This is a genomic window from Nonomuraea sp. NPDC059194 (genome assembly GCF_042754765.1).
In the GTDB taxonomy this organism is placed as follows: domain Bacteria; phylum Actinomycetota; class Actinomycetes; order Streptosporangiales; family Streptosporangiaceae; genus Nonomuraea.
The window spans coordinates 38,017-54,864 of sequence record NZ_JBHZBH010000026.1; the positions used below are offsets into that span (position 1 = coordinate 38,017).

At 70.5% G+C, this 16,848-nt stretch carries 20 protein-coding genes; 10 read left to right on the plus strand and 10 right to left on the minus strand.

Annotation, left to right across the window (positions count from 1 at the left end):
* Positions 1-69 precede the first annotated feature (69 nt).
* From ACFXJ8_RS28245 to ACFXJ8_RS28255, 3 genes are read left to right on the plus strand one after another with little or no spacing between them, the layout of a single operon-like run.
* Positions 70-423, plus strand: a complete 354-nt coding sequence (locus tag ACFXJ8_RS28245; protein ID WP_379646999.1) for a GntR family transcriptional regulator — start codon at positions 70-72, stop codon at positions 421-423.
* Complete coding sequence (locus tag ACFXJ8_RS28250) at positions 420-1,280, plus strand: ATP-binding cassette domain-containing protein (protein ID WP_379647000.1); 861 nt, start codon at positions 420-422, stop codon at positions 1,278-1,280. Before ACFXJ8_RS28245 ends, ACFXJ8_RS28250 begins: the two co-directional genes overlap by 4 nt.
* Positions 1,277-1,981, plus strand: a complete 705-nt coding sequence (locus ACFXJ8_RS28255; RefSeq protein ID WP_379647001.1) for a hypothetical protein — start codon at positions 1,277-1,279, stop codon at positions 1,979-1,981. The genes ACFXJ8_RS28250 and ACFXJ8_RS28255 overlap by 4 nt, the downstream gene beginning before the upstream one ends.
* On the opposite strand, the gene ACFXJ8_RS28260 is transcribed toward ACFXJ8_RS28255, so the two are convergent.
* Complete coding sequence (locus ACFXJ8_RS28260) at positions 1,944-2,759, minus strand: alpha/beta fold hydrolase (RefSeq protein ID WP_379647002.1); 816 nt, start codon at positions 2,757-2,759, stop codon at positions 1,944-1,946. The genes ACFXJ8_RS28255 and ACFXJ8_RS28260 overlap by 38 nt on opposite strands.
* A gap of 57 nt (positions 2,760-2,816) precedes the next feature.
* Between ACFXJ8_RS28260 and ACFXJ8_RS28265 the strand changes: the two genes are divergently transcribed.
* Positions 2,817-2,963: a hypothetical protein gene (locus tag ACFXJ8_RS28265; protein ID WP_379647003.1), complete on the plus strand. Its 147-nt coding sequence runs from the start codon at positions 2,817-2,819 to the stop codon at positions 2,961-2,963.
* Between the two features lie 204 nt (positions 2,964-3,167).
* The gene (locus ACFXJ8_RS28270) at positions 3,168-4,298 is read left to right on the plus strand and encodes a low temperature requirement protein A (protein WP_379647004.1); all 1,131 of its coding nucleotides are present in this window, start codon (positions 3,168-3,170) and stop codon (positions 4,296-4,298) included.
* A gap of 137 nt (positions 4,299-4,435) precedes the next feature.
* On the opposite strand, the gene ACFXJ8_RS28275 is transcribed toward ACFXJ8_RS28270, so the two are convergent.
* On the minus strand, positions 4,436-4,882 hold the full coding sequence (locus ACFXJ8_RS28275; RefSeq protein WP_379647005.1) for an AAA family ATPase: 447 nt from the start codon (positions 4,880-4,882) through the stop codon (positions 4,436-4,438).
* Complete coding sequence (locus ACFXJ8_RS28280) at positions 4,879-5,436, minus strand: TetR/AcrR family transcriptional regulator (protein WP_379647006.1); 558 nt, start codon at positions 5,434-5,436, stop codon at positions 4,879-4,881. The genes ACFXJ8_RS28275 and ACFXJ8_RS28280 overlap by 4 nt, the downstream gene beginning before the upstream one ends.
* A 79-nt stretch (positions 5,437-5,515) precedes the next feature.
* Here ACFXJ8_RS28280 and ACFXJ8_RS28285 point away from each other — a divergent pair, with 79 nt between their 5' ends.
* Positions 5,516-6,406 (plus strand): NmrA/HSCARG family protein, encoded by an 891-nt coding sequence (locus ACFXJ8_RS28285; protein WP_379647007.1) that lies wholly within the window; start codon positions 5,516-5,518, stop codon positions 6,404-6,406.
* A 9-nt stretch (positions 6,407-6,415) separates the two neighbouring features.
* Complete coding sequence (locus ACFXJ8_RS28290; protein ID WP_379647008.1) at positions 6,416-6,715, plus strand: hypothetical protein; 300 nt, start codon at positions 6,416-6,418, stop codon at positions 6,713-6,715.
* Positions 6,716-6,808: 93 nt separating this feature from the next.
* Here ACFXJ8_RS28290 and ACFXJ8_RS28295 read toward each other — a convergent pair whose 3' ends face one another.
* Positions 6,809-7,438 carry a hypothetical protein gene (locus tag ACFXJ8_RS28295; RefSeq protein WP_379647085.1) on the minus strand — a complete coding sequence of 210 codons (630 nt, stop codon included), beginning with the start codon at positions 7,436-7,438 and terminating at the stop codon, positions 6,809-6,811.
* Between the two features lie 20 nt (positions 7,439-7,458).
* On the opposite strand from ACFXJ8_RS28295, the gene ACFXJ8_RS28300 reads away from it, so the two are divergent.
* Positions 7,459-7,623, plus strand: coding sequence for a hypothetical protein (locus ACFXJ8_RS28300; protein WP_379647009.1), 165 nt, complete (start codon positions 7,459-7,461; stop codon positions 7,621-7,623).
* 99 nt (positions 7,624-7,722) lie between these two features.
* Here ACFXJ8_RS28300 and ACFXJ8_RS28305 read toward each other — a convergent pair whose 3' ends face one another.
* The gene (locus ACFXJ8_RS28305; RefSeq protein WP_379647010.1) at positions 7,723-9,288 is read right to left on the minus strand and encodes an ABC transporter substrate-binding protein; all 1,566 of its coding nucleotides are present in this window, start codon (positions 9,286-9,288) and stop codon (positions 7,723-7,725) included.
* A 163-nt stretch (positions 9,289-9,451) separates the two neighbouring features.
* On the opposite strand from ACFXJ8_RS28305, the gene ACFXJ8_RS28310 reads away from it, so the two are divergent.
* Both ACFXJ8_RS28310 and ACFXJ8_RS28315 read left to right on the plus strand, forming a co-directional pair.
* Entirely contained in the window at positions 9,452-11,344 is a 1,893-nt protein-coding gene (locus ACFXJ8_RS28310) for a nitrate- and nitrite sensing domain-containing protein (protein WP_379647011.1), read from the plus strand.
* Positions 11,337-11,693 carry a DUF742 domain-containing protein gene (locus ACFXJ8_RS28315; RefSeq protein WP_354913508.1) on the plus strand — a complete coding sequence of 119 codons (357 nt, stop codon included), beginning with the start codon at positions 11,337-11,339 and terminating at the stop codon, positions 11,691-11,693. The genes ACFXJ8_RS28310 and ACFXJ8_RS28315 overlap by 8 nt, the downstream gene beginning before the upstream one ends.
* Positions 11,694-11,697: 4 nt before the next feature.
* On the opposite strand, the gene ACFXJ8_RS28320 is transcribed toward ACFXJ8_RS28315, so the two are convergent.
* From ACFXJ8_RS28320 to ACFXJ8_RS28340, 5 genes are read right to left on the minus strand one after another with little or no spacing between them, the layout of a single operon-like run.
* Positions 11,698-12,567 (minus strand): ABC transporter ATP-binding protein, encoded by an 870-nt coding sequence (locus tag ACFXJ8_RS28320; RefSeq protein ID WP_379647086.1) that lies wholly within the window; start codon positions 12,565-12,567, stop codon positions 11,698-11,700.
* Positions 12,568-12,569: 2 nt separating this feature from the next.
* Positions 12,570-13,316, minus strand: coding sequence for an ATP-binding cassette domain-containing protein (locus ACFXJ8_RS28325; RefSeq protein ID WP_379647012.1), 747 nt, complete (start codon positions 13,314-13,316; stop codon positions 12,570-12,572).
* Positions 13,313-14,158 carry an ABC transporter permease gene (locus tag ACFXJ8_RS28330; protein ID WP_379647013.1) on the minus strand — a complete coding sequence of 282 codons (846 nt, stop codon included), beginning with the start codon at positions 14,156-14,158 and terminating at the stop codon, positions 13,313-13,315. Before ACFXJ8_RS28330 ends, ACFXJ8_RS28325 begins: the two co-directional genes overlap by 4 nt.
* Positions 14,155-15,171: an ABC transporter permease gene (locus ACFXJ8_RS28335; protein ID WP_379647014.1), complete on the minus strand. Its 1,017-nt coding sequence runs from the start codon at positions 15,169-15,171 to the stop codon at positions 14,155-14,157. Before ACFXJ8_RS28335 ends, ACFXJ8_RS28330 begins: the two co-directional genes overlap by 4 nt.
* Positions 15,168-16,805, minus strand: a complete 1,638-nt coding sequence (locus ACFXJ8_RS28340; RefSeq protein WP_379647015.1) for an ABC transporter substrate-binding protein — start codon at positions 16,803-16,805, stop codon at positions 15,168-15,170. The genes ACFXJ8_RS28335 and ACFXJ8_RS28340 overlap by 4 nt, the downstream gene beginning before the upstream one ends.
* Positions 16,806-16,848 lie beyond the last annotated feature (43 nt).

A 16,848-nucleotide genomic window follows, 5' to 3' on the forward strand; every position in this document is an offset into this window, starting at 1 on the left:
GAGTTGACGCACCCTCATAAGGCTTCTATGGTTCATTACAGGAGTAATGAACCATAGAAGCGAGTAGCCATGTTCGACGACCGGAGCCCCATCTACCGGCAGATCGCGGACCGCATCAAGGCCGAGGTCATGAGCGGGGCGCTGCAGGGAGACGAGCAGGTCATGTCGACCAACCAGTACGCCGCCTTCTACCGGATCAACCCCGCCACGGCGCAGAAGGCGTTCCAGCAACTGGTCGACGAAGGCGTCCTCTACAAGAAACGAGGTATCGGCATGTTCGTCAGCCCTGCCGCCCGGGACACGCTCCGCGCGGAGCGCAGGGAGGGCTTCTTCACCGAGGTGGTCGACCCGATGGTGACCGAGGCCAAGGCCATCGGCATCCCGCTCGACGACGTCATCGACCGCATCAGGAACGCCCGATGAGGATCGACATCGAGGACCTTCGGGTGAGCTACGGCGAGGCCACCGCCATCGACGGGCTGTCCCTCACGCTCGACGGCGGCAAGATCTACGGCCTGCTCGGCCGTAACGGCGCGGGAAAGACGAGCCTGCTGTCGGTCCTGGCGGGCTTCCGCAAGCCGAGCGCGGGCGCCGTACGGGCCGACGACCGCCCGATCTTCGAGAACACCGCGATCACCAGGGAGATCTCGCTGATCCGCGACGCGGGCGAGACGATCGACCTGGGCACGGTGGAGGACGCGCTGTACTTCGCCGAGGACCTGCGCCCCCGCTGGGACGCCGCCTACGCGAAGGAGCTCATGGACCTGTTCGAGCTCGACCCCAAGAAGAACGTCAAGGCCATGTCGAAGGGCCAGCGTTCGGCCGTCGGCGTGGTCGTCGGGCTCGCCTCGCGGGCTCCGTTGACCATGTTCGACGAGTCGTATCTCGGCATGGACGCCCCCTCCAGGCAGGCCTTCTACGACGCGCTGCTGGCCGACTTCATGGCCCACCCGCGCACAATGATCCTGTCCACACACCTCATCGAGGAGGTCAGCGCCCTGTTCGAGGAAGTCGTGATCATCGACAGGGGCCGCCTCGTCGTCCACTCCCCCGCCGACGAACTCCAGTCCATGGGCACCTCCGTCACCGGACCCACCGAGCAGGTCGAATCCTTCACCAGGGACCTGACCGTCCTCGGCACCAAGCAGCTCGGCCCGACCAGCTCCGCCATGGTGTACGGCCCGCTCGACCGCGCCGCGGCCCGCAAGGCCGGGCTGGAGACCGGCCCCATCGCGATGCAGGAGCTCTTCATCCACCTGACGGGAGGCCCGGCCTCATGAGATTCCCCCGCCGGCTCCTGGCCGCCAACATGTTCCTCGCGGTCTTCGTCTGGCTGGCCTACCTCGTGGTCATCACGCTGGTCACCGTCGGCATCGCCATCTGGGGCGAGCTCGACCAGAGCGTGTGGGAGAAGGCCGTCCAGCTGACCCGCTGGTACGCGCTGTTCGTCGGCGCCGCTCTGGTCACGGAGTTCCTGCCGCTGTTCATCGCCCACGGGCAGAGCCGCCGCCAGTTCGGCTTCCAGGCCGCGGTCACCCTCGCGATCTTCGCCCCGTTCCTGTCGGTCCTGCTGGTGATCAGCTTCCTGGCGGAGTCCTTGCTGTACGGCATGGCGGGCTGGACCTGGGCGCTCGGCCAGACCCACCTGTACACCGCCCCCACGCAGGCTCCGCTGATCTTCCTCGAGTACACGGTGATGTTCCTGGCCTGGCTGGTGACCGGCGCCTTCGTCTCGGCGGCGTTCTACCGGTGGGGTGGCGGCGGGCTGCTGGCCGTACCCCTCGGCATCGTCATGATCCTCTTCGCGCAGAGCGCGATCGGCGACAAGATGCCGCTGCCGTTCATCACGTTCAGGCTCGGCTTCGACCTCGAGCAGTCGGTGCCGCTGGCGCTGACCGTGGGCGTGGCGACGTTCGCGGTAGGCCTCGGCCTCACGTGGCCGATCATCCGGGACGTCCCGCTGAAGAACAACGTGTCATGAGCTCCTCGAACGCGCCCGCCAACTCGGCGGGCCGTTCCAGATGGAGGTCGTGTCCCGTGTCGGGCACCGTGACGAACCGGGCGTCGGGCCGCAGGCGCCGCATCTCGGCCACCTCCCCGGCGGGCAGGATGCCCCGCTCGCCGAGGACGACGGTCGTCGGGCAGGTGATGCCCGCCCAGTCCGCCCAGTTCGGGTGGCCCGTGTGGGCGGCGATGACGTCGACGACGACCTCGCGGTGGAACGGCGGGCGCAGGCCGTCCGCCGTGGAGACCAGCCCTGAGGCCCAACCCTCGCCGACCGGCCCGTCGCCGAAGAAGCGCACCGCGTCCTGGCGGGTGGCGAAGGGGACCGGCCAGGAGCCGAGCCAGCCGTCGATGTGGCCCGGCACCTCGCTCCCACCGGGCGCCGCGCCCGATTCGACCAGCAGCAGGCCCCGGACGACGTCGGGGTGCGCGGCGGCGGTCTGGATCGCGGTGACCCCGCCGAGCGACTGCCCGACGAGGACCACAGGACCGACGCCGAGTTCGCGGATCACGGCGACGGCGTCGGCGACGAAGGCGCTCCTGGAGGTGTCGCCGGGCCGGGGCTCGCTGGCGCCGTGGCCGCGCTGGTCGAGCGCCAGGAGCCGGTAGCGGCCGCCGAGATGCTCGCCGAGCGGCTCCCACTCGCGGGACTGCCCGGCCAGCCCGTGAAGCAGGAGGACTGCGGGCCCCTGTCCTCCGCTGTCGCGGCAGACCAGGCGAACGCCGTCACGCTGAAGGGTCGTCGTGTTCCACATCGCGGGTCACTCTACGCAGCGATGCGAAAGTGGGGGCCTCCTGGGTAGGGGACGCGCATGACCCTCATGGACAAGGTGCGCGCGTACCTGCGCAGCCCGCAAGGCAAGCAGACGATCGAGAAGGCCAAGCGCATGGCCAACGACCCGCACAACCAGGAGAAGGCGCGGCGCTTCCTGAGCCGATTCCGCTCGAAGCGGCACTGACGACCGGCCACGCCGATCCAGGCCAGGAGGCCTTACTGGTCCCCCTGGCCTGCTCTGGCATGCCTGAATTCGGCAGATCCGATCATGTGGTCATGTTCCTGCACCTACTATGACGAATCGCCACGAGGGGTTCGTGGGGAGCAGGGGGAAGGAAGCCACATGGCAACGGGGATTCTTCGGCCTCGCGGTGATACCGCCAAGGTCGTGCCCATCGAGCTCTTCTTCGACCTCGTCTACGTCTTCGCGATCACCCAGCTCTCCCACCTGCTCCTCGCCCACCTCGACCTGGCCGGGGCCGCGCAGACGCTGCTGCTCACGCTGGCGGTGTGGTGGGCGTGGATGTACGCGACATGGACCACCAACGTCGGCAATCCCGACCATCCCGTGCTGCGGCTGACGTTGACCGGGATGATGCTCGCGGGCCTGGTCATGTCGGCGGCGCTGCCCCAGGCGTTCGGTGATCGGGCGCTGTGGTTCGCGGGCGCGTACGTCGCCATCCAGGTCGGGCGGGCGCTGGCGATGGCCGTCTCGACGCGGACCGTCCCGATCGGGCACACCTACCGGCTGATCCTGGCCTGGCACGTCGTGGCCGGGGCGCTGTGGATCGCCGGCGCCGTCCTCGGCGGCGTGGCCCAGGTGACGCTGTGGGTCGCCGCGCTAGCCGTGGAGTACGGCGGGCCGTGGGCCGGATACCGCACGCCGTACCTCGGCAGGTCGTCGACCACCGACTGGACGATCGACGGCGCGCACATGGCCGAGCGCTGCCAGCTCTTCGTGATCATCGCGCTGGGCGAGTCGGTGCTGGTCACCGGGCTGACGCTGGCCGACAACGATCACCTGACCGCGGCCACCGTGGCAGCGTTCGTGATCGCCTTCCTGGGCAGCGTGGCGATGTGGTGGGTCTACTTCGACCGTACGGCGGAGGCCGCGGCCGAGGCGATCGCCGAGTCGGACGACGCGGGACGGCTGGGCAGGTCGGCCTACACCTACATCCACATCCCCATGGTCATGGGAATCATCATCACGGCGGTGGGCGACGAACTGGCGATCGCTCACCCGACGGGCGAGATCTCGCTGGGCACCGCGCTGACCGTGCTCGGCGGCCCGGCGCTGTTCCTGGCGGGGCACGCGCTGTTCAAGCGGGCGGTGTTCGGGGTCGTGCCCGCCAACCGGCTCATCGGGATCGCGGTGCTGGCGGCGGTGGCCGTACTCGTGATCCTGCTGCCCTCGCTGATGCCGCCGCTGGCCCTGGGCGTCGTCGCCACGCTGGTCGTGGGCGCCGTCGCGGCCACGGACGCGACGTTGGAACGCGCACGGAGCAGGCAGCTCCGCTAGGCGGGACCGCCGGAAGCAAGCAGCGCCGCCAGCTGGGACCGCCAGGGGCGAACACCGCTGTCACGCCGGACCGCCGGGTGCGAGCAGTGCCGCCAGCAGTAGTTCGACGGTGTCGTCGAGCGAGCTGTCGTGGCCGATCACGCGCTCGTCCGGGTGGGGCAGCAGGTCCCGCTCGATGTACCACTCTCTCGCAGCAGTTCCTCGCCGACCTCCGCGCTCAACGGCCTGGTGGCGTGGCGGCGCAGCGTCTCGTCGAGCGGCACCTCGAGGTAGAAGAAGTCCGCCCTGCCGGCGTAGTCGCGCGCCAGGCCCGCGAGCATGGCGCTGTAGCGGTCGGCCGTGAGGATGCCTTCGAGCACGACGTGGTGCCCGTGTTCCAGTGAATACCGGGTAATCGTGTCGATGAGGCCGATGTTCACGCCGTCGGGCCGGTCCCGCTCGCGCAGGAGGTCGCGGCGGATGGCGTCCTGGCCGACGATGGCCAGGCCGCGCCTGCCGTAGGCGGTGCGGAGCGCGCGGGCGGTGGTCGTCTTGCCCGAGCCCGAGTTGCCGCGCAGCACGATGAGCCGCGTGGGCGCCCTCACGGCAAGAACCCGTTGGCGGCCAGGGTCAGCAGGCGGTCCATGAGGTCGTCGCGACCTGGCGACTGCTCGACCGCCCAGGCGATGCCCGCGACGAGGGCGAGCAGCTCGGCGCCGGTGACTTCGGGACGCACCTCTCCCGCCTCCTGCGCCCTGGTCAGCAGCCTGCCGCCCGCCGTGCGCATGCCCTCGCAGGAGGCGTGCAGCTCCGAGCCCTCCTGCCGGAGCGCGGCCATCACGGACTCGGGCAGCCCCCGGTAGGTGGTCGACCGCACGGCGAACACGCGCAGCCATTCCAGCAGGGCCTGGCGGGGCGAGGGGGAGGTCAGCAGCTCGTCGGCGCGCTCGCGCATGGACTCGAAGCTCGCGCGCGTCAGCGCCTCCAGCAGCGCCTCCCGCGTGGGGAAATGCCGGTAGAGGGTGCCGATGCCCACGCCCGCGCGGCGGGCGACCTCGCGCAGGGAGGCGTCGGTGCCCTGCTCGGCGAACACCTCTCCGGCCACGTCCAGCAGGTGCTCGCGGTTGCGCCGCGCGTCGGCGCGGGTCAGGTCGGGCATGCGTCCCCCACTGGCAATCGGAGCATCGCTCCGCTTATTATCGGAGCACTGCTCCACATCCTACTGAAGGGGAACGCAGATGACACGGATCGTTCTGGTCACGGGCGCGACGGGAAAGCAGGGCGGCGCGACCGTCCGCCGGCTGCTGGCCGACGGCTGGCGGGTACGGGCGCTCGTGCGCGACCCCTCGGCGCCGGCCGCGCGGGAGCTCGAAGCCGCCGGCGCCGAGCTCGTCGAGGGCGACATGGGCGACAGGGCCGCGCTCGACGCGGCCGCCGAGGGTGCCTACGGCGTCTTCAGCGTCCAGCCCACCGCGGGCTCGGCCGACTTCGACCACGAGGAGGTACGGCTCGGCGTCAACGTGACCGACGCCGCGCGCGAGGCCGGGGCGAAGCACCTCGTCTACACCTCGGTTGGCGCGCTCCATCGCACCCCTTACGTCCGGCAGTGGGCGCCCAAGCTGGACATCGAGCGACACGTACGCGGGAGCGGCGTGCCGTACACGATCCTGCGGCCCGTGCAGTTCATGTCGAACCACCTCGACCCGCGCTTCGGCGTCTTCGGCGAGACGGCGCTGGTCAGGATCATCCCGCGGGGGATGACGGTCCAGCTGATCGCCGTGGCCGACATCGGGGCGTTCGCCGGGCTCGCCTTCGGCGACCCCGACACCTATGTGGGAAGGGAGATCGACCTCGCGGGCGACGAACTGCCGCGCGACAGCCTGGTGGCGGCGATCGGCGAGGTGGTGGGCGTGCCGATCGACACCGCCCCGCTGCCGGCCGAGCTACGCGAACGGCTCGGCGGCTACGAGCCCGACCTGACGGGATCCTTCGCGGGGTGGAACGCGGACGTGCCCATGCTCAGGCGCCTGCACCCCGGCCTGATGGACTTCGCGACCTGGATGGAGCGTGAGGGCGCGGACGCGTTCAGGGCGCTGGCGGCGCAGCAGAGTGTCGGTGGCGCCTCCTAGAGTGGGCGCGTGCTTCCAGATCTACGTGAGCCCGTCATCAGGCAGCTCGCCGAGTCCGACCTGGCCCGCCACCACTGGCGGGCCGACGACGACGATGGCGGGGTGTGGCTGTTCGAGAGCGTCGAGGGCGACGGCGAGCACTGGGCGATCAGGCAGGTCGAGATCGGCGCCGATCGCTCCGTTCACCGCTACTGGTGGCGCCGGCTGCAGGACGAGCACGGCTTCCTCACCGACCAGCCGCTGGAGATCTGGGAGCTGACCGAGATCAGCCGGGAGGCGTTCGAGTCGGTGTGGGAGCTGGCGGAGTAGCCGGGTCAGCCCTGGGCGATTCGGTGTGGAAGCTGGCCGGGTAGCCCGGTCAGTTCTGGGCGGGGCGGTGTGGGAGCTGGCCGGGCAGCCCGGTCAGCTCGGGCCGAGCGGCACGGCGACGGAGATCTCACCGCCCAGCTTGTGGTCGAGCAGCAGGTCGAGGTCGTCGCCGCTCCAGAAGCGTCCGGGGTCGTACCAGTTGGGCCTGCGTCCCGTGGGCAGCAGCCCCATCTCCTCGTAGGTGACGGCGACGACCTCGGCGCAGTAGGCGCGCTCCAGCGCCCGCTCCCCCGCCTCGCGCCGCAGGCGCGGCACCCTGCCGCGCAGCCACCGTCCCGCCAGGCGCGCGGTCGAGGGGAACGGCGTACCGTCGAGCCTGGCGACCGTGCGCAGGGCGGCGTCCTCCATCTCGGCGGTGGCCTGGGGTTCGAGCTGGCGCAACCAGCCGCGCTGGCCGTACCTCTGACCCCACACGGTGACGGCCTCGCGCAGGTCGTGCAGCTGCACCCCGCGCTGATGGGTGCCCGACCACAGGTCGAGCAGCGACTTACCGAGCTCGGCGTGCCACATCATCGGCGGCAGGTCCTCGATGACGATCGACATGCCCACGTGGTTGACCGGGCTGTTGGTCACCGTCTGGATCGCCCGGTCCGGCACCGATCGTCCCCTGAACACCCAGAGGTCGCCGGTGCGGGTGAGGTTCACGGCCTGGTCGAGAGTCAGCACACCACTACCCTAGGCAGATGCGGACGAAGTGGTGGAAGATTCTGGGCCTGGCCGGCATGGCGGGGGTCGCCGCGACCGGCGTCGTCATGGCCCGCGCCGAACGGCGGCGCCGCGCCTACACGCCCGAGGAGATCAGGTCCAGGCTCCGCGAACGCATCGAGGCGCCGGACAAACAAGCCTGACAAGGGGCCGGACGAGCGGGCCGGACGAGCGGGCCGGACAAGCAAGCCTGAGTAGCGGGCTGGACGAGCGGGCCGGACAGGCACAAGCAGGGCCCGACCTCAGCCGACCGGGCGCAGGTCGTGGACGAAGACCACGTCGGGATAGGCCGGGTTGTCGCTGTAGCCCTGGACGCCGTTCAGGTAGACGCGCTGGTAGGTGACCACCCACGGCACCACGGCCGCCGCCTGGACGTCGAGCAGCCTCCTGGCGAGCTTGGCGTAGGCCTTCTGCGCCGCTGCGCGGTCGGTGGCGGTGAGCTCGGGCAGCGTGTCGATCAGCGCGTCGGCTTCGCGGTCCTTCAGGTAGGTCAGGTTGAAGTCGACGGTCTCCGCGCTCCTGAAGACGTTGCCGAACCAGGAGTAGGCGTCGGCGTAGTCGGGCCACCAGTACATGAGCAGGATGTGCTGGCCGCGCCGCTTGCCGCGGTCCCACTGCTCCTCCCAGGGCATCGCCCTGCCCATCAGCGTGATGTTGAGTGGTTTGAGGGTGGCGGCCAGGCGCTGGACGAAGACCCGCTGGTCTGCGTCGCCCTGGGCGTAGGTGAGGGTGAGGCGCAGCGGGCGGCGGCCGGGGCCGTACCCTGCCCGGGCGAGCAGGCGTGTCGCGCCCTGCAGGTCCTGTCGCGGCGTACGGTCGGCGACGTGGCCGGTCAGCCCCTCGGGAACGATGCCGGTCGCGGGAGAGGCGGCCCCGCGTAGCGCGCGCAGTGTGCCGGAGTAGTCGACGGCCTTGGCCAGCGCCCGGCGGACCCGCACGTCCGCCGTCGGCCCCGCGGCGGTGTTGAACAGCAGCATCGCCGTCTGGAACGACGGCATGGCCGCGGTCCGCACGCCCGGCGTCCTGCTCGCCCTGCGGTAGAGGGACGGGTTCAGCCGGTGCGCGAAGCTGGCCTCGCCGCGCTGCAGGCGGCGCCACCGCTCCTGGGTGTCGGGCACGACCGTGTACTTGACGGTGGTGTAGTGGGGCCGGTCCCAGCCACCCCAGTAGGGCCGGTAGGCCTTGAGCGTGAGTTCGTCGCTCTTGCCCTTGCGCCACCCGGCGACCGTGTAGGGGCCCGTGCCGGCGTCCCTGCCGCTCTCGAACCACTTCTTGAGGTCGGGGGCGGCAGCGGTGTCGTAGATGTAGGCGGCGTAGCCGGAGGAGGCGACGAGGTCGAGCGGCACGGCGTACTTCAGCCTGAACGTCACGGTGAGCGGGTCGTCGGCTCTGATGGCCTCGACCGCGTCCCAGATGTAGGAGGGTCCGCTCTTGGAGCGCATCGTCCGCTCGATCGACGCCTTGACCGCGGCGGCGTCCATGGGCCTGCCGGTGTGGAAGGTGACGCCGGAGCGGAGGGTGAAGGTCCAGGTCCTGCCGTCGGAGGAGGTGCGCCACGAGGTGGCCAGGCGCGGGCCCGCCTTCTTGGTGACCGGGTTGTAGGTCGTCAGCGACTCGTAGATGTTCTGCATCGCGATGATCTCGTTGGAGTAGGAGGTGGCCGGGTCCCAGTCGGTGACCACGTCGAGGCTCGCCACATAGACGAACGTGGACTCCTTCGCCAGCGGGCGCCGCTCCTGCCGTGCCTGCGGGGTCGAACAGCCCGCGAGGAGGAGCGCGAGCGCGGCCGCGATCAGCCGACGGCGCATCTGCCTCCCTCTACTCCCCGATTGTGCTGGCGAACCTACTGCATGATCACGAAAACACGCCGAAAATCCCGAAAAATCGGGAAAAAGTGTGGTGCAGTTGCTAGGCTCTCACCTGTCCCAAATCCGGGGTTCCGATACTAGGGACCGACCGGAGTGAGGTGCCATGGGCCGAAGCCGCACGATCAGAGTGAAGATCGTCGGCCTGCTGCTGGTTCCGCTGGTGTCGATGATCACTCTATGGGGTGTCATCGTGGCGGTGACCGCAGGCGAGAGTCTCGAGCTGCGCTCGTACAAGGAGCGCTGGACCAATCTACGCCAACCGGCCGGCCAGTTGATCGGCGAGCTCCAGCGCGAGCGCCTGACCTCGGCCAGGCTGGTGGCCCACCGACACGTCGCCGCCGACCAGGCCGACGCCTACGAGCAGCGGGCCAGGACCGACGCGGCCAGAGACCTGTTCCGCCGGCTCTCCGACCGTTCGCGTGGCTCGACCACCGAGGCGGTGCGCCGCCAGATCGACGCGGTCTCTACCCAGCTGTCGCGTCTGGAGGCGATCAGGGCCGAGGTCGACGCGGGCCTGTCGCCCAGGCTGCCGGTGGTCGAGGCCTACAACGCGATCTCCGACGCGCTCTTCGGTCTGCAGCGGAACGTCGCGCTGATCGACGACATCCCGATCTACGAGCAGTCGCGCCTGGTCATCAACCTCGGGTATGCCAAGGAGCTGCTGACCAGGGAGCAGGCCATCGCGGTCGGCGACCCGGCCGCCGAGGAGCGCAAGCTCTTCACCCAGCTCGTCGGCAACCGCCGCTTCCTCATCGACCAGGCGCTGGCCGAGCTGGACGCGCCGCTGCGCGAGATCCAGGTCGGCATCATCACCTCCCCCGCCTACCAGCGGCTGCGGATCATGGAGGAGCAGATCATCGCGGGCCGCGCGCCCGCCGACTGGCCGTCCACCTCCACCGCGCTGGCCAACGCCATCCAGAACGCGCAGAACGAGGCGAGCGTCATGCTCACCGAACGCGCCGAGCCCGTGGCCGACGCGGTGCTCGTGCGCGCGCTCGTCCTGGCGGGCACCGGCCTGCTGGTCGTGGTCGTGTCGATCGGGATCTCGCTGCGGATGGGCAACAGGCTGTCCAGGGAGCTGGCGGGGCTGCGCCAGGCGGCGCTCGACGTGGCCGAGAACAGGCTGCCGCTGGTGGTGCGCAAGCTCAGGCAGGGCGAGGAGGTCGAGGTGCCCGAGCTGACCGTGCCGGGCAGGACGGCCGAGATCGCCGACGTCGGCAAGGCCTTCGCCACCGTCCAGCAGACCGCCGTCGAGGCGGCCGTGGGCGAGGCGAAGCTGCGCGCGGGCGTCGGCCAGGTCTTCCGCAACCTCGCCAGGCGCAGCCAGGCGCTGCTGCACCGCCAGCGCATCCAGCTGGACGGCATGCAGCGCACCGCCACCGACCCGCAGGCCCTCGACGACCTGTTCCGCCTGGACCACCTGACCACGCGCATGCGCCGCCACGCCGAAGGCCTGATCATCCTGTCGGGCGCCGCTCCGGGCCGCGGCTGGCGCAAGCCGGTGCCGCTGCACGACGTGGTGCGCGGTGCCTCGGCCGAGGTCGAGGACTACCCCAGGGTGACCGTCTCCCCCATGCCCGCCCACTCGCTGGCCGGGCCCGTGGTCGGTGACGTCATCCACCTGATCGCCGAACTCATCGAGAACGCCACTGTCTTCTCCCCTCCGCACACCACCGTGACCGTGCGGGGCGAGCTCGCCGCGCACGGTTTCGTGGTGGAGGTGGAGGACCGGGGCCTTGGACTGGGCGAGGAGGAGCTGGCCGAGCTCAACGAGCGGCTGGCCAACCCGCCCGAGTTCGATCTCGCCGACAGCGAACGGCTCGGCCTGTTCGTCGTCGCCCGCCTGGCCGCCAGGCATGACATCCGCGTGACGTTGCGCGGTTCGCCATATGGAGGGACCACCGCCATCGTGCTGATCCCCGCAGAGCTCGTCGTTTCACCCGAGGAGCAGGAGCCGGAACCCGTGAGAAAGATGCGGGTGGTGACCAGTGAGTGAGGAGCGCTGGCTCGACGAGGACGCAGGTCCGATCGTCCCCGCCTACCTGCTGACCCGTGGTCGCACCGTGCCCGCGAGCGAGGCCATCGACCTCATCGCCGTGATCATCACGGCGGGCGGTCTCGCCATGCCCGTGGGCCTGGGCCCCGAGCATCTGATCATCCTGCAGCAGTGCACCAAGCCCACCAGACTGGTGGACGTGGCCGCCGAGCTGAACCTGCCGATCGGCGTCGTGCGCGTGCTGGTCGGCGACCTGCACGCGCAGAAGCTGGTCGAGGTCGAGAAGCCGCCGCCCGCGCCCGACGCCAAGGTGATGCTGGAGGTGATCAACGGGCTCCGCGCCCTGTGATCACCTATCGGGCCGCGAGGCCGGTCATGACCAGCTCCGCCCGGTGGCAGGCGACCGTCCTGCCTGCCACCTGGCGCGGCTCGGGCGCGCTCTCGCACTCGGGTACGGCCAGCGGGCACCGCAGCCTGAACGGGCACCCGGTGCCCGCGGGCGCCGACTCCGCCTTCCCCCTTGCCACCGGCGGCGGCCCGCCCAGCCTCGGCACCGCGTCGCGCAGCGCCAGCGTGTAGGGGTGGGCGGGCCGCCGCAGCAGGTCCTCCGTCGGCCCCGACTCGACGATCCGCCCGGCGAACAGCACATGAGAGGTACGGCACAGCCGCCCCACCACCGCCAGGTTGTGCGTGATGAGCAGCCGTTCGGTGCCCACGCTTTCCAGCAGGTCGAGGATCCTGGCCTGGACGGTGACGTCGAGCGCGCTGGTGGGCTCGTCGAGGATGAGCAGTTCGGGCCGCACGGCCAGCGCTCTGGCGATGACCACGCGCTGGCGCTGGCCGCCAGAGAGCTGGTGCGGTCTGCGCCCCGCCAGGGCGGGATCGAGGCCGACCTCCTCCATCAGCGCCGGCACCCCTGACATGTCGCGGCTGCCCTCGGCGATCGAGCGGCCGACGGACATCCTCGGGTCGAGCGACTCGGCCTGGAAGACGGGCTGGACGGCCTTCCTGAACGCCTTCATGTCGACCTGGCGCAGGTCCCGCCCGCCGTACGTGATGCGGCCTTTGACGGGTTTGAGCAGGCCGAGGAAGGCGCGGGCGAGCGTGGTCTTGCCCGAGCCTGACTCGCCGATGAGGCCGACGCCGCCCTCGGTGATGTCGAGTGTGACGTCGTGGACGACGGTGGCCTTGCCGTAGGCGAGCGTGACGCCCTCCGCGCGCATGATCAAGGGAGTGCCTCCAGCAGCTCGCGGGTGTAGGGGTGGCCTGGGCGGGTGAACACCTGCTCGGCCGGGCCCGCCTCCACGACCTGGCCGTCCTTCATGACCAGCACGCGGTCGGCGATCGTGGAGACGAGGGCGAGGTCGTGGGAGACGATCAGCAGGGCCAGGCCCCGTTCTTCGCGCAGCCTGCGCAGCACGCCGACGACCTCGGCCTGGACGGTGACGTCGAGGGCGCTGGTGGGCTCGTCGGCGAGGATCACCTCGGCGCCGAGCGCGATGGCCAGGGCGATGGCGAACCGCTGTGCCTGGCCGCCGGAGATCTCGTGCGGGTAGCGGCGCAGGATCATCGGATCGAGCATGACGGCCTCGCACGCCTGCGCCATCAGCCGTTCGATCCCGCCCGGCCCGGTGACGCCGTGGAGTTTGAGCGCCCTGCGCATCAGCACGCCGAGCCGCGTCGTCGGCGACAGCGCCGCCTGCGGTGACTGGATGACCAGCGCCGCCTTCGACCCCCTGATCGCCCGCAGCGCGCGCGGCCTGGCCCGCAGCACGTCCACCCCGCACACGCTCACCTCCCCCGACACCGTGGCCCCCTCGGTGAGCCCGAGCGCGGCCAGCAGCGTGGTGGACTTGCCCGACCCGCTCTCGCCCACGATCGCCACGCACTCCCCCGCCCCCACGTCGAGCGCGGGCACGTGCGCCACCACTCTGGGCCCGTAGGCGACCCGCAGGTCCCTGATGCTGATCACCTGACGGTCCTCCGCGGGTCGAGCGCGCCGCGCAGCCCCTCGCCGAGCACGTTGAACGCGAACGCCGTCAACAGGATCGCGAGGCCTGGGAAGGTGACCACCCACCAGTTCGTGGTGAAGAGCGCCTGCCCCTGCTGCACCATCAACCCCCATTCCGCGGTCGGCTCGTGCGCGCCGAGCCCCAGGTAGGACAGCGCCGCCGCGGTCAGGATCACGCCGCCCGCGTCGAGCGAGAGCTGCACGATGACGGGCGTCAGCGAGTTGGGCAGCACGTGCCGCCACACGATCACCGGGGCGGGCACGCCCAGACAGCGGGCCGCGTCCACGTAGCTCCTGGTGGCGACCGAGGCGGCCACCGAGGCCGACAGGCGGGCGTACCAGGGCCACCAGGTCACCGCGATCGCCAGGATCACCGTGGTCACGCTCGGCTGCAGCACGACGGCCAGGGCGAGCGAGAGCAGCAGCGCGGGGAAGGCCAGGAAGACGTCAGTGATCCGCATGATCACGTCACGGGCCCAACCGCCCGCGTATCCCGCGACGACCCCGAGCGTGACGCCGACCGTCGCGGACAGCGCCAGGACGGCGGCGGCGATCGCCAGCGAGGTGCGCCCGCCGTACAGGACCTGGGTGAGGATGTCGCGGCCGACGTGGTCGGTGCCGAACCAGTGGGCGCCGCCGGGCGGCAGCAGCGCCCGCAGCGGATCGACGTCGTTCTCCTCGTACGGCGCCAGCCACGGCGCGAAGAGCGCCGACAGCACGATGAGCACGAGCAGCACCGCCCCGAGGGCCGCGAAGCGGTCGGGGACCCGAAGCAGCCGCCTGCGCGGCTCGACGGCGGTCATCGCGCCCTCGCTCTCGGGTCGACGACGCCCTGGAGCAGGTCGACGACCAGGTTGGCCAGCACGTAGACGACGGCGACCAGCACGGTCACGCCCGCGATGCCCGGCGTGTCGGCCGAGGTGATCGCGTTGTAGGCGTAGCGGCCGAGCCCTGGCCAGTTGAAGACCGCCTCGACGAGGAAGCCGTTGACCAGGGAGTAGGCGAAGACGAGCGCGATCAGCGACAGCACGGGGTTGAGCGCGGGCCGCAGCGCGAAGCGCGTCAGGATGGCGCTCTCGCCGAAGCCCATGGCCCGTTCGAGCCGCACGTGGTCCTGGCCCGACTCCTCGATGAGCGCGGCGCGGGTCAGCTGGGCGATCACGCCCGCCGGGTAGGCGGCGACGACCAGCGCGGGCAGCACGAGGTGGTTCAGGGTGCTGGTGAAGATCGGCCAGTTGCCCGTGATGAGGGCGTCGACGATCGTGATGTTGGTCCAGAGCGTGAGGGGGCTGGTGGTGTCGAGCGTGGTGTCGTACTCGCCCGCGACGGGGAACCAGCCGAGGTGGCTGGCGAACACGGTCTGCAGGGCGAGCGCCAGCCAGAACACCGGGACGGAGACGGCCAGCATGGAGCCCAGCCGTACCGATAGATCCGGAAATTTCGTCTTGTAGCGGGCGGCTAGCACGCCCACCGGCACCCCCACCAGGATCGCGACGACCAGCGCCGCGCCCACCAGCTCCAGCGTCGCGGGGAAGGCGGTGAGGAGGTCGTCGACGACCGGCCTGCGGGTGCGCAGGCTGGTGCCCCAGTCGCCGGTGACGAGATCCCTGGCGTAGTTCCAGAGCTGGACGTAGAGGGGCCGGTCGAGGCCGAACTGCTCGCGCGCGGCGGCGAGTTGCTCGGGCGTCGCCTTCGGCCCCGCGTACGCCACGGCCGGATCGCCCGGCACCATGCGCATGACGACGAACGTGAGCGCGACCACGCCGGCCACGACCAGGAGGGCCTGGCCGAGCCGGCGTGCCAGATAACGCGTCACCCGGTGGGCTTCAGGTCGTAGAAGGAGACCACGTTCGGGTAGGCGGGGTTGTCGACGTAGCCCTGCACGTCCGCCGACAGCGCGCGCTGGTAGGTCTGCACGTACGGCACCGCGACCGCGGCCTTCTCCTCGATGATCTTCTTCTGCAGGTCCGCGTAGGACTGCTCGGCCGCCGCCCTGTCGGTCGCGGTCAGCTCGGGCAGCGCGTCGATCGCCTTGTCGACGGCCTCGTCCTTGAGGTAGGAGAGGTTGAAGGAGACGGGGTCGGCGCTGCGGAAGACGTTGACGAACCACGAGTAGGGGTCGGCGTAGTCGGGGAACCAGTACATGACGAAGATGTCCTGGCCCTTCTTCTTGCCGAGGTCCCACTGCGGGTTCCACTGCATCGGCTTGGCCCGCAGGCTGACGTTGAGCTTCTTCAGCTCCGTGCTGAGCAGCGTTACCAGCAGCTGCTGGTCGGCGTCACCTTGGGCGTAGGTGAGGTTGAGCTTCAGCTCGTTGAGGTCGGGGCCGTAGTCGGCGGCGGCCAGCAGTTCGGTCGCCTCCTGGAGGTCCTGCTTGGGCTCCAGGCCGGGGGTGAAGCCGAGCAGGCCCTGCGGCACCAGGCCCGAGCCCTTCTGCCCCGCGCCCTTGAGCGCGGCGGCCAGGCCGTCGTAGTCGAGGACCTTCTGCAGCGCCTGCCGGACGCGCACGTCCTTGAGCGGGCCGCTCTCGGTGTTGAACAGCAGCATCAGGTTCTGGAAGGACGGCGTCTGCGCCGCCTGCACGCCGTCGGTGCCGCCCGCCTGCGCGAACAGCTGAGGGTTGAGCCGCTGGACGAAGTTCACCTCGCCGTTCTTCAGCAGCTGCCAGGCGGTGTTCAGCTCGGGCGTGACGCGGAAGGCGACCTTCTTGTACTGCTCGGGCTTCCAGCCGCCCCAGTAGTCGGCGAAGGCCTTGAGCGTGAGCTCGGTCTCCTTGCCCTTCTCCCACGTGTCGATCGTGTAGGGGCCGGTGCCCGCGTCGGCCTTGCCGTCCTTCACCTGCTCGACCGCGCTGGTGTCGTAGATGTAGGAGGCGTAGCCGGAGGAGGCGACCAGGTCGAGCGGGGCGGCGTACTTCAGCGTGAACTTCAGCGTGCCGTCATCGGGCGCCTCGATCTTCTTGACCGCGTCCCAGATGTAGGCGGCGCCGCTCTTCAGCTTCATGGTCCGCTCGATGGCCTTCTTGGCGGCCTCGGCGGTGACCGGGTTGCCCGAGTGGAACTTCACGCCCTCGCGGAGCTTGAACGTCCACTCCTTGCCGCCGTCGGCCGAGCTCCACTCGGTGGCCAGGCGCGGCTCGGGCTTCTGGGTCGTGACGTTGTAGCGGGTCAGCGACTCGTAGATGTTCTGCATCGCGATGTTCTCGTTGGAGTACGAGGTCGCGGGGTCCCAGTCGGTGACCACCTCGAGGTTGGGCGCGTAGACGAACGTCCTGTCGTTCTCCGCCGCCGTGCTCGCCTGGGGGGAGGCTGTGGATCCCGTGGCGGTCCCTGTGGCGGGCGCCGAAGGGGGCTGGCTGGCACCTCGCACCTGGCCGCCCGCGCACGCGGATGCGGTCATGGTCACGGCCCCGACGACCCCTGCGGTGAGCAAACGCTTGTGCCAGCGCATGGGGGGAGTTCCTTTCGTAAGCCACTCTGACGGGATCCGTGCT

Excerpts from the sequence above, each read along its gene's own strand:
- ACFXJ8_RS28245 (WP_379646999.1), top strand. The coding sequence starts at position 70 with ATGTTCGACGACCGGAGCCCCATCTACCGGCAGATCGCGGACCGCATC.
- ACFXJ8_RS28250 (WP_379647000.1), top strand. The coding sequence starts at position 420 with ATGAGGATCGACATCGAGGACCTTCGGGTGAGCTACGGCGAGGCCACC.
- ACFXJ8_RS28255 (WP_379647001.1), top strand. The coding sequence starts at position 1,277 with ATGAGATTCCCCCGCCGGCTCCTGGCCGCCAACATGTTCCTCGCGGTC.
- ACFXJ8_RS28260 (WP_379647002.1), bottom strand. The coding sequence starts at position 2,759 with ATGTGGAACACGACGACCCTTCAGCGTGACGGCGTTCGCCTGGTCTGC.
- ACFXJ8_RS28265 (WP_379647003.1), top strand. The coding sequence starts at position 2,817 with ATGACCCTCATGGACAAGGTGCGCGCGTACCTGCGCAGCCCGCAAGGC.
- ACFXJ8_RS28280 (WP_379647006.1), bottom strand. The coding sequence starts at position 5,436 with ATGCCCGACCTGACCCGCGCCGACGCGCGGCGCAACCGCGAGCACCTG.
- ACFXJ8_RS28285 (WP_379647007.1), top strand. The coding sequence starts at position 5,516 with ATGACACGGATCGTTCTGGTCACGGGCGCGACGGGAAAGCAGGGCGGC.
- ACFXJ8_RS28300 (WP_379647009.1), top strand. The coding sequence starts at position 7,459 with ATGCGGACGAAGTGGTGGAAGATTCTGGGCCTGGCCGGCATGGCGGGG.
- ACFXJ8_RS28305 (WP_379647010.1), bottom strand. The coding sequence starts at position 9,288 with ATGCGCCGTCGGCTGATCGCGGCCGCGCTCGCGCTCCTCCTCGCGGGC.
- ACFXJ8_RS28310 (WP_379647011.1), top strand. The coding sequence starts at position 9,452 with ATGGGCCGAAGCCGCACGATCAGAGTGAAGATCGTCGGCCTGCTGCTG.
- ACFXJ8_RS28320 (WP_379647086.1), bottom strand. The coding sequence starts at position 12,567 with ATGCGCGCGGAGGGCGTCACGCTCGCCTACGGCAAGGCCACCGTCGTC.
- ACFXJ8_RS28330 (WP_379647013.1), bottom strand. The coding sequence starts at position 14,158 with ATGACCGCCGTCGAGCCGCGCAGGCGGCTGCTTCGGGTCCCCGACCGC.
- ACFXJ8_RS28340 (WP_379647015.1), bottom strand. The coding sequence starts at position 16,805 with ATGCGCTGGCACAAGCGTTTGCTCACCGCAGGGGTCGTCGGGGCCGTG.